Here is an 11603-nt window from a genome sequence, read left to right as displayed (position 1 = left end):
TCAACAATAAATTTTAATAGATTCAAATTAAATAATAATAGGCGAGGGATAATCTATGTTACCTGAAAGGAAAGAAATATTAAAAAGAGTTGCAGAAGAATACTGGTATTTCTTAAATAGCATTCGCTGGGATAATGAATTATACAAAAGTGGAATGAAAGAAGCGCGAACTAAATTCCTCGCAAATTTACATATAACGATATTAACAAAACACTTGCCAAGAGGTTATAGAAGAAGATGGTATACAGCCGATTATGTTAGTCCAAGAGCTATTAAATTACTTCAGAAAGGCAAATGGGGAAGTGGAGAATTAATCTATGAACATATGGTACCTAAGACAGAATATATAATTAAAGAGTGTGAAAAGAAAATACAAGAAGAAAAAGAGATAGATAAAGATTTTATATATGATATGCTCGATAAATATTTATGGATTGCAACGATTCATGAAGATGAAAATAAAGGGTTATTAAAAAATTCAATGCCTAATGGCTGGAACAAGGAAGACATATTTGCAAGATATAAAGAAAAAGATAAGGAAATCGAGTTAATACCACATGATAGAAGCTATTTTAATAAGAAAAAAATTAAATTATGATAAGTAAAAAGAAGCGAAAATAATCGCTTTTTTTTGATTTGATTTAAGCTCTGTTAAAGTAAAATGTTGATAATTGATATTTAAAAACCAGATTCACCATAGTGAATGGAATTTTATTCGTACTTCCATGGTAGTTGAAAAATATGAACGACATTTACTTTACATAATTTGAAGGAGTAAAGGAGAATATATCGATATACTTAATGAAATGGTTTTAACGTTTTTATTATTTTTTCGATTATTTGATAAAAATCTCACTGAATGCTTGTTGTATGAAAATGTCGAGAGACATTCGTAAATCTAAAATTAACCTTACTAGTTATTTCGACATAATGCGTCTGAATCCATTGGTATTATTGGATTCGACGTTTTTTTTATTATACTGGGAATTGATGGAAACTGCAATTAACGGTACTAAATTAGAAGTTAAATTCAATAAAGCAGTAGCGGCAGGTTCACTTTATGACGCTACAACTGGTGTTATTGATGCAAACTCTTTAAAGATCGTTAATACAAGCGGAGCTGCACCTGTAACTGCTGGTTTACTTAAAGGTTCTTTAAGTGAAGATGGAAAAACTTTAACAGTAACTGTATCTGGTGGAGCTGAATTCTTCGCAGGAACATACACTGTTGATGTATTAAAAGATGCTGTTAAATTAAAAGACAATGCATCAGCTTACGTTGAAGCATTTAAAGGCTTTGTAACTGTTTCTGATACTACTGCTCCTACTGTAACTGGAGTTGATTATAGCGGTGCTAGCGCAACTGTAAAATTCAGTGAAGCTTTAGCAAACGAAGGTACTATTTCATTAAATGGTGTAGTATTAGTTGAAGGTACAGATTATGCAACATTTACTGCTGGTGGTTCTTCAGTAACTATCTTCAATGTTGAAGCAGGTAAAGTATCGAACTTAGAAATCGTTGGTGCTAAGGATGTTAAAGGTAACATTGCTAACCCACTTTCTGTTCAATTAAACCGTACTGCTGATACTACTAAACCAACTGTACAAGTAACAGTTCAAGGTACAAAAGCAACATTTAAATTCTCTGAGCAATTAAAAGATCTTGACCCTACAGCTGCTACAGATTATGCAACAGTTACATTAGGTGATGGTTCAACATTTAAGTTAACTGCTACAGAAAAAGATGCTACTGATCCAACTGTGTTTGTAAAAGATATCGCTGTTGCAGGTGACTTCTTAAATACAACAATCAAAGTTGATACATTCAAAGATATCTCTGATAATACTGGAGATGCAGTAACTACTTCAGTATCATTAGTAAAAGATAAAACTGCTCCAAAATTTGTAAGTGTTATTACTAAAGATGATAAATTAATCGTTAAATTTGATGAGGATGTAAACCCAGCTGCAATCGCTAAAGCTGATATTTCAGTTAAATATGTAGATAGTGAAGGAGTTCTTCACCCAACTGCTGTTTTAGACGTATTAGATGATGTTATCGCTGATGGTTACGATGCAAACGGAAATGGTTCGATTTCTGGCGACGAAGCAAATTATTTAGTATTTAACTTAACTAATGATAACAATACAGTAACTACAGCTGATGATGTAGCTTCTACTTATGTATCTAATGGTAAACTTAAAGCGGGTACTTACACTGTAACTTTAGCTGCAGGTAAAATCGCTGATAAGGCAGCAGTTGCAAACGTAACAACTGCACCAATTACATTCACAACTACAGTTACTAGCACTGTAGCTTCACAAAAAGTAGTAACTGCTGTTGCTACACAAGTTGCTCTAACACCAGGTCAACTTCAAGTTGTTTACAATAAAGATATGGGTGCATCTGCTTTAACAGCTGCTAACTACACTTTAGGTGGAGTTGCACTTCCAGCAGGAACTACATTAAACTTCGTTGGAAACAAGAAAACTGTTGTTATCACATTACCAACAAACACTATTACTGCAACGGGTGATCGTACTCTTGTAATTAACAGTAATGTTAAAGATGTTGATGGAAATGTTCTTGCTGACGGAGAAGGCGCAGAATTAATCGCTGGCGTACTTGAAAACGTAGCAGCAGTTGCATCAAAAGTATCATTAGTAGATAGTCAAAATCTTTTAGTAGACCTATCTGAAAAAGTATCTCTTCCAGCTGGAGCTGTAACTGGAGTGACTGTAAAAGTTAACGGCAACGCTATTACTTTAGATGCTACTACTCCATTTGCTTTAGATGCTACTGGTACTAAATTAACAATTAAAGGTTCTGCAACAGCATTCAAATTAACAGACGTAATTACTGTTGAATTTGCATCTGCAAACATTAAAGATGCAGCTGGTAATGCAGTGAAAGACGTAGTTTTAACTAAGTAATAAATATTGATTATAATGTTATAACTATAACTTCCAAAAAGCTTCGTAAAGAGAAATCTTTACGAGGCTTTTTTTATTTATTCTTGTATGTTGCTTTTTGACTCTCTCAAACTCAAAAAAATCAAAGGTGTTAGAAAGGAAATCATATGATGGTATCTATCCACTTGGTTATGTTCTAGGTCCTGATGAAAGAATCGTTCCAGCAACATTTAAAAATACAAATGACATTCAAAACAAAATGAATTATTTGTCCTACAATTTATTTATTATTATTATTTAATTGGTGATTCATTAAGAGGAATTGCTAAGAACATTATTATATAAATGACGCAAATATTGATCCCATTATAGATCCATTGATGCATGATCTAATTTTGAAAAAGCTAAGTTTAGAGACTAGCGGAAGTAAAATTAAAACACAAATACTTCAGATGATAGATTCTTACATTACAGATCCAAAAAAAGAATTGGTATTCATGATAAACATGTAAAGTTTTCTATACTCATTAAAAAATCATTTAAAAACGCCCCACAAGAAAGCAATATATTTGTGCCAACTATAATTGGAAGTTGTAGAATTATGTAAATCAAAAATTACTGTAATTAATTATTGTTAGATTTTCGTTAACTTTTAGCAATATGATTTATGGTAAAATTTTCCTACACTGGGTTAATATAACCTTAACTTATATAATCAAATTCTAATATCCTAAGAATCTCTGTTTATATCATAAGGTTACTGCGCTCTTACATAGGAGGAAAGAAATGAAAAAACTGTTAATGATTTGTGTTTGCGTATTATTGTTTGGTTTTTCTGTTTTTTCACCACAGGCTTCTGCAGCTGGTATTAAATTAGCGATGAAACAAGCGAAGTATAGTTTGGAAGTTGGTAAGAGCGTTAAGGTTGGTCTTTCAGTTTCGGGGACAAAACTTTCCAAAGTAAAATGGAAGTCGAGTTCGGGTTCGATTGTTACAGTGAATCAATCTGGGACCGTTAAGGGGATTAAAGAAGGTACTGCGAAGGTTACTGCATATCTTCCAAATACAAAATATAGTGCAGTGACAACTGTAACTGTTTCTAAGAAAGCTTTGACTACACAACAGGTATTTCAAAAGGTAAACCCTTCTATCGTGTATATAGAGCTATATGATGCGAAGGATAAGTTATTAAAAACAGGTAGTGGTGTCATTACAAAATCTGATGGTGTTGTTGTAACAAATCACCATGTTATAACTAATATTGTTGAACCAAGTTACGTCGTAATTGTTTTAAGTGATGGCAGAAAGTTTAAAACGAATGAAGTAATTGGGTTTGATGCCGATCGAGATTTGGCTGTATTGAAGATTAATGGTGTTTCTAATTTAAAAGCAGTTACATTAGGTGAATCAAGTTCAATTAAAACTGGTGAAAAGAGTTTTGCTTTAGGTAGTCCTTTAGGAATTAGTAATACAATTACTGAGGGAATCATTAGTAATAGATCTGTGAAATTAGATGGCGATTCAACACCATATATTCAAAGTACTGCGCCAATTAGTAGTGGAAATAGTGGTGGTGCGCTTGTGAATAAGTACGGTGAGGTAATTGGTATTAATGTAGCTACTTTAGTTGAGGGTCAAAATATGAACCTTGCGATACCGATCAATTACTATAAGAAGATAAAATTAACATCTCCGAATACATTGTTAACTGTGAATCGTTTGTATTATGTGCCATTAAGTGGTGAAGGGACTATAGAAGAGGAAGAACCAAATGATTTACCGAAGGATTCTGATATACTAGAGTATAAGTTAAATCATATTAAAGCTACGATTAGTAATAATGATGATTTTGATTATTATGCGTTCCTTTTAACTGAAGAGTCTACAGTTAGAATAGAATCATTTGCATTAGACGCTAATTTACAGGGAGAATATTCTTTTGAAATATATGATGTAAATGGCGAAACAGTCGATTGGGGAGAAGAAGAAAAAGACGCAACGGGGAAAATCGTTTCAAAATCTGAGACTAAATTGCCTCCTGGAATTTATATTATAGAATTTGCAACCTATTTAGATACTACTCAAGTGTTCTCAAACTCTGCCTATAATACAACGGTTGAAGTGATTACTCAATAATTGTAGGTTTATTATTTAACAAAGCCTGTTCTTAAACATAGTACAGGCTTTGTTTATTTTTAATTAATATGAATAATTATCATAATAGTAATCATCATCGATTACATCTTCTGATTCTTCATCACTAAATTCATCGTCTACATATTCATCATATTGCTCAACAATATAATAAAGTGTATCATTTAAATATTCTTCAGCTTCAGCTACGTTATTAAGTTCACTTACAAGTTTATAGTATAATTTAACTTGTTCATTTCTAATTTTTAAAGCTGAGTCAAATTTTTTCGCTTTCACTTCAGCTACGTATTTTTTTTCATATTCATTTATTTTTGCATTTATTTTATTAGTATTCGAGTTTGTTTTTGCTACGTCATCAATGTAAGTTGAAAGTTCATCGATTTCATAAGATTCTAAGTAATCTTCTAGACCACTATTATCAGCTGTTAAATCTGATATATGCTTTAGATAAAATGTTACTAATTCATCCTCAGTTAGATCAATTGTTTCTTCCTCAAATAGACTTCCGAACATTTCTGCATTTGCTGAGCGATACTCAGTAATATAAACATTCCATTCTTTAACATATTGCTTATACTCTTTAATCGTTCTACCTAATTCTGCTACTTTTTTGTTAAATTCTTGTTGTGTAAGTGGTTTTTGTTTTTTAGCTTCAGCAACGTTTGATTGGCCGATCAGCTTTGATATACTTGTTGAAACTGGTGCTAAAGTTAGACCAAGGCTCATCGTAGCAACAATCAGCAAATTTATTTTTTTCATTTTTCCCACCATCACTTCCAGGTAATTTTTGTCATATCCTTAGTTAAAAAGAATTAGACTCATACTTATATCGGTAATATATAATCAAATTTTAATTGTTTTTTAACTAGTTTAGGATTATGGATCTAGAAAAACATGATTTAAATGATCCGTTTTAATGTCTTTTTACATGTTTACGAGTTCATTAAAATGATAAGATGGTAGACGATAATGGGTAAAATTAAACCTATTAAAATATCTTAATTTAACTTAAAATAGTACCGAAAGAAAAAAATTCAGAATAACAACAAAGGGAGAGTACAACGTGAAGAAATTATTATCTTATGTAACTGCATTTGCACTTGCTTTGTCTGCTTTTGGTGGGTTTGCTACAGTAGGATCTGCTGAAACAACAGAAGTAGAACAAAATGGGACAAAGGAAACTGCAACAAATATTAGTTTTTCATCAACTGGTGATGAACTATATCCATATGAGACTTACGGTACTGGAACATTTGAAACAGCAGAAGATGTTGATACTTATAAGTTTACATTAAGTAAAGATGGCGGAATTAAAGTACAAACATCAGTATTAAGAACTGCTGTTACTTCAATAGAGCTTTACAATGAACAGGATGAAACGCTACAAAGCTGGTCTTTAGCAGAGGGTGAAGAATCAATTGATGCGTTTTATGAGGGGTTACCTGCTGGAACATACTATATTAAAATGTCAGTTGAAAGTGGAACTGTAGATAATAATTCAAATATGTACAGTATGCGAGTTTTATACTGGACTGATAACTATTTAGAAAAAGAATCTAATAATGATCCAACTACTGCAACACCAATGACGCTAAATAAATATTATACTGGCTTTACTGATATTGAAACGGATGATATTTTTAAAATTACGACTCCGTCAACTGGTAAATTAACAATCCGTGGAAGCTATTCTCCAAACGTAGCTTTAAATTACTTATTAGTAAATTCTAAATATGAAGTTGTTGAAGATTGGACGATTGAACCGAATGAAACTGATGAAGTTGATGATATCTTTACAGTTGGTGTAGCAGCTGGAACTTACTATGTAGTCGTTACACATGATCCTGAAGATGAAGATGCAAACGAGTATTACATGACACAAGCGAAGTTCGTTGCTGATAATTATTCAGAAAAAGAGAATAACGAAACAACAACTACTGCAACACCAGTCGCATTAAAGCGTGCTTATAATGGTATTTTATCTTGGAAATCTGATATTGATACGTACAAGTTAAATATGCCTGCAACAGCAAATGTAACATTAAACATGTCACAAGCTCCATACACTGCATTCAAAGCAGTATTAGTAAATAGTAGTAATAAAGTTGTAAAAACATTCTATACAAAAGCAGGTAAATCTAATAATGTTTCTCTTGGAAATATCAATTTAGCAAAAGGAACTTACTACTTAAAGGTTTCACTCTACAAAGGTAACTATGAGCAAGTGGCTTATAAATTAAATCTTCAACCAAAAGTAATGTGGGGTAAGATTGAATACAAACCAGGTATGACAGGTAAAACTGTTGCGGTGGCAACAACGAAAATCTACAAGCTAAAATCTGGTAAATTAGTTTACTACAAAACAATCTATAAAGGCGCAGAAAATGGTGTTTATGGAACTGACAAATATGGTTACAAATTAGGTAATAGTTTGTATATCAAGAAAAGTACTACTGTTAAGTACTATACTGTACCTTCTTCGATTAAAACTAGTTATACATTAGTAAATAAATAAGAGAATGACGAAGCCTTAAAAGAGGTTTCGTCTTTTTTTATGCTTATTCGACAGGGTTATTGTTTCAATTGTCGAAACTTTTCTGTCAAATCTGAAAATTTGCATACCTATTCAACATTCTTTCTTATATAATTAAAAAGTCACGTTTGTGATATATCAGTAATCCAAAAGACCAAAGGGGAATCGTGGGAATGAATAGTAAAGTGAGTAAAAAGTACCTAAAAACAACAATTAGTTCAGTTTTAATTGCTTCTTCAATTGCGACTAGCTTGCCGTTAAATACGCTAAGCGCAAAGGCAGCTAGTAATTATATACATGCAACTGGAAACAACGAACAATTAGTAGCACAAAGTTCTTCTAAAGTTAAGGTTTATACTTCAAAAGTCGAATCAGTAGGGGAAATTTCAAAAGGAACTGTAGTTGTAGGTAATAAATCCTATAAATTTGATCAATCATTAAAAGGATTTTTCTCGAACACAACCGCTTTAAAAAGTGCGAAAATTCAGTTTAAGTATGATCAAAACAGAGTCATCAAACAGTTATTATTTTTAGAATTAAACAATTCTGGTAAAGCTTCGAAGAGTGGAGATAAAACCTATAAAAATAATAATTTATTAGATGCTAAAGGTACTGTAATTAGTGGAAAGATTAGAGTAAATGCAGATTACATAACGCTTAAAAACATTACAACTTCTAAAGATTTAGAGCTTACAAATAAAGTGAAACACGTATTCTACACAAGCAAAGTTACGGTTAAAGGAAAAACAATCACATCTAGTTCAAGTACAGTAAAATCTTCTACTTCATCAAGTAATTCTCAATCTGGTAAAAAATCTTTAGGACAAGCATTCTATAAATCACTCTCATATGTTGTACCAAGTTCAGTACCGAGTGTAACACAAACGCAAGTTACTACTCCTTCAGTACAATTAGTCCTTGTATTTGAGAATTCAAAGTTAAGTAAATTAGAAATTAAAGGGTCTGGCTCATCTGTTCAAACGACAGGTCAATCGACAATTGGTGAAATTACTTTAGTTTCAAATGCGTTTATTCAAAACGCGACAGGCTCAACAATTACAAGATTAAATCTACAAAATGGTGCGAACCAAGTTTCAGTAAACGGAAGCATTTCTTCAATTACGATCAATGCGCATGTAGGTCAATTAGTTGTTAGTGGTAATACGACAGTTACACTAAGTAATCAAGCACAAGTTGATGCGGTAACAACTTCTGGCAACCTAACATTAAACGGTGGAAATAATACAAATGTAGGCACATTGACTATTAATGGAAACGCAGCAACACTACAAGTAAATGTTCCGACGGGTTCTGTCAATATCAACACAACAGGTTCAAATCTGCAAGTGACAGGTACTGCAACAATTCAGAATGTTGTATTGAACTCAGTTTCAAATATCGTATTAAACATACCAAATGTTGGAGATATTTCGGCATCTGATAATAATAAAGGTAAGATTGAGCTTGGTCAAAATACAAAAGTAGAAAATATTGAAAATAAGGATTTATTAAAAGACAAAGACCAAATAGATCAAGTTGGGAAAGAAAATGGTGTTGAGATTCCGACTACACCACCTGCTCCTACAACAGGATCTGGTGGTGGTGGATCAAGTGTCATTCTAAATCCGATTAACGTTTCAGCAATAGTAGTGAATGAGGATGTAGTTTCATTTACGAGTGATGTTGCAGGAGCAGATATTAAGTGGAATGGTATATTACTGGCTGATAAAACAAAAGTGGGCAAAAATGAAATTTCAGTCCCACTAATAGAGTCTAATAAGAATAATGAATTATCTATTGAAAAGTCGGGCTATGTAACGTATTCAAATAAACAGGTTAAATGGGTGGATGTGTATGATACAAACGCTACACTTGGTAGCTGGACTACAGATCGATCTGAACCAAAAACATGGGGAATTTCAGAAGATGAATGGATTACTCACTCAACTACCGAACAAAAAAATGCAAGTAATTGGTATGACTGGCAAGGTAAAGGCGCACAGACAAACGTAGGGTTAACAGATAAATGGAAAGTAGAATCAAAGATTGACTTAACAAACGAACTTACATCTGGTAGTGGTGTGAGAACTTCAATGTGGGTTCAAGTTGATGGAATCAATGCTGATGCAGCTAAACAAAACAATGTCTTAGATTGGGCCATTTTACAATATAAATATGATGCTGATTCAAACGAAAAAGGTTGGGAATCATGGGATAGTACAACGGGTACTTGGATTCCGTTAACAGGTATATCAACTGCAACAGGAGTTTATACTTTGACAATGACTTACGATCAAGGCAAGCTGAAACAATATATTAATGGTCAACTTGTTCGTACTTACAACATCGATACAGATGAAGGTTTTAAAGTATCATCACCTTCTAATGTAATCATTCAATCTCGTACATTCGGAGAATCTTACACTACTAAATGGCAAGTGCCAACTGTTCATTATGTAAACGAATATCCAACGAGTGCTAGATTTGTCTCAAATGCAAGCGAGTTAACATCTGCAATAGCGAATGCAAAAGATGGGGATTCTATTTACTTAAAAGCAGGAGTATACGCATTAGATGCTCAAATTAGAATTGATAAATCAGTTGATTTAATTGGTTCAGGAGATTCTACTGTCATTACAACAGGTTCGAACCCTTGGACAAATGTTACTGGCTCAAAGGGTTATGCTTCACTGATTACTGTGGCAAGTGGAAATAAAGAAGTAAACTTAGAGAACTTAAAAGTAGATGGAGCCAAAAATATAATAATGACCGGTGCTGGAACTGGTACAGATTATGGTTCCGGGATTAATGTTGTAAGTTCATCAAATGTTACGTTAAGAAATGTCACTTCTACAAATAATGACGCTGCAGGTTTGATCGTAAATAGTTCATCTGTAAGTGCTGAAAATTTAATTACAAATGGAAATAAGTGGTACGGTGTAAATGTAGATAAAAAAGATAGAGGTAATTCAAACTTCACATTAACTGGTAATGGTGTGATTGGAGAAGATATACAAATCTTATCTGATTTATCATCTGATGTTCAAGTAACAGCTAATCAGTACAATGAATATAAGTTAGAAGGAACAACAAAAACGATTTGGAACAATAAAGCTGTAAAAAATATTGCAAGCTTAACTCATGATACAAAGACTACCTATTATAGTAATGTAGCGAATGCGGTAGCTGCAGCGGTAAATGGTGATGTCATTCGATTATCAGAAGGTACTTTCAAATTAAATAGTCAAATCCGAATTGATAAGGGAATTAGCATAATCGGTGCAGGTGAGAGTACTGTAATCAAAAAAGGTGATGCAAATTGGACAAATGATACAGGATCAAAAGGTTATGCATCACTTATTACAGTGATTAGTGGAGAAGAAGCAGTAAACTTAGAAAACTTAACTGTAGAAGGTGCAAGAAATATTACTATGACTGGATCTGGGAGCGGAACAGATTATGGAACTGGTATTAACATTGTAAGCTCTTCAGACGTTACGCTGAAAAATGTAACATCTAAGGGAAATGATGCAGCAGGAATAATCGTAAATAGTTCAATAGTAAGAGCTGAGAACTTAAGAACGCTTGGAAATAAGTGGTACGGTGTAAATGTAGAAAAGAAAGATAGTGTAAATGCAAGTTTTACATTAACTGGAGATAGTCTAATTGAAGAAGATATTCAAATCTTCTCTGGAACTACAGAAAATGTAGCTATAAATGCGACAGGTTATGATCAATATAGTTTTGCTGATTCGACATCAACAATTTGGAACAATAAAGCCGTAAAGAATGTAGCTACGTTAATTTCTGGTCAAACAACAAGATACTATAGTAGTGTTGTAAATGCAGTAGCTGCAGCGGTAGACGGTGGTGTCATTCGTTTATCAGAAGGAACATTTAGATTAAACAGCCAAATCCGAATTAATAAAGCAATAAGCATCATTGGTGCAGGTGTAAACACAGTGATTACAAAAGGTAATACAGATTGGACAAATGATACAGG

General features: G+C 32.8%; 6 protein-coding genes. 5 read left to right on the top strand and 1 reads right to left on the bottom strand.

Annotated features, from left to right (window positions below; translation table 11 throughout):
• Positions 1-55 precede the first annotated feature (55 nt).
• The 3 genes from V7056_RS06075 (at position 56) to V7056_RS06065 (ending at position 5049) form a co-directional block, all read left to right on the top strand.
• The gene (locus tag V7056_RS06075; RefSeq protein WP_499700231.1) at positions 56-598 is read left to right on the top strand and encodes a hypothetical protein; all 543 of its coding nucleotides are present in this window, start codon (positions 56-58) and stop codon (positions 596-598) included.
• A gap of 392 nt (positions 599-990) precedes the next feature.
• Positions 991-2934: a hypothetical protein gene (locus V7056_RS06070; protein ID WP_499700229.1), complete on the top strand. Its 1944-nt coding sequence runs from the start codon at positions 991-993 to the stop codon at positions 2932-2934.
• 765 nt (positions 2935-3699) lie between these two features.
• The gene (locus V7056_RS06065) at positions 3700-5049 is read left to right on the top strand and encodes a trypsin-like peptidase domain-containing protein (protein ID WP_499700227.1); all 1350 of its coding nucleotides are present in this window, start codon (positions 3700-3702) and stop codon (positions 5047-5049) included.
• 63 nt (positions 5050-5112) lie between these two features.
• Here the strand turns inward: V7056_RS06065 and V7056_RS06060 are convergent, their stop codons facing one another.
• A complete protein-coding gene (locus V7056_RS06060) occupies positions 5113-5826 on the bottom strand; it encodes a hypothetical protein (protein ID WP_499700225.1) in 714 nt (237 codons plus the stop codon).
• A 304-nt stretch (positions 5827-6130) separates the two neighbouring features.
• On the opposite strand from V7056_RS06060, the gene V7056_RS06055 reads away from it, so the two are divergent.
• Together V7056_RS06055 and V7056_RS06050 are read left to right on the top strand one after the other, a co-directional pair.
• Positions 6131-7582: a hypothetical protein gene (locus V7056_RS06055; protein ID WP_499700223.1), complete on the top strand. Its 1452-nt coding sequence runs from the start codon at positions 6131-6133 to the stop codon at positions 7580-7582.
• Positions 7583-7773: 191 nt separating this feature from the next.
• Positions 7774-11603: glycosyl hydrolase family 28-related protein (locus V7056_RS06050; RefSeq protein ID WP_499700221.1), on the top strand; the 3830-nt coding region annotated here is incomplete at its 3' end.

The sequence above is a fragment of the Bacillus sp. JJ664 genome (assembly GCF_036962205.1).
Taxonomy (GTDB): Bacteria; Bacillota; Bacilli; order Bacillales; family Bacillaceae_G; genus Gottfriedia.
The sequence above is the reverse complement of the archived record's forward strand: the minus strand, read 5'-3'. Positions and strand labels throughout refer to the sequence as shown.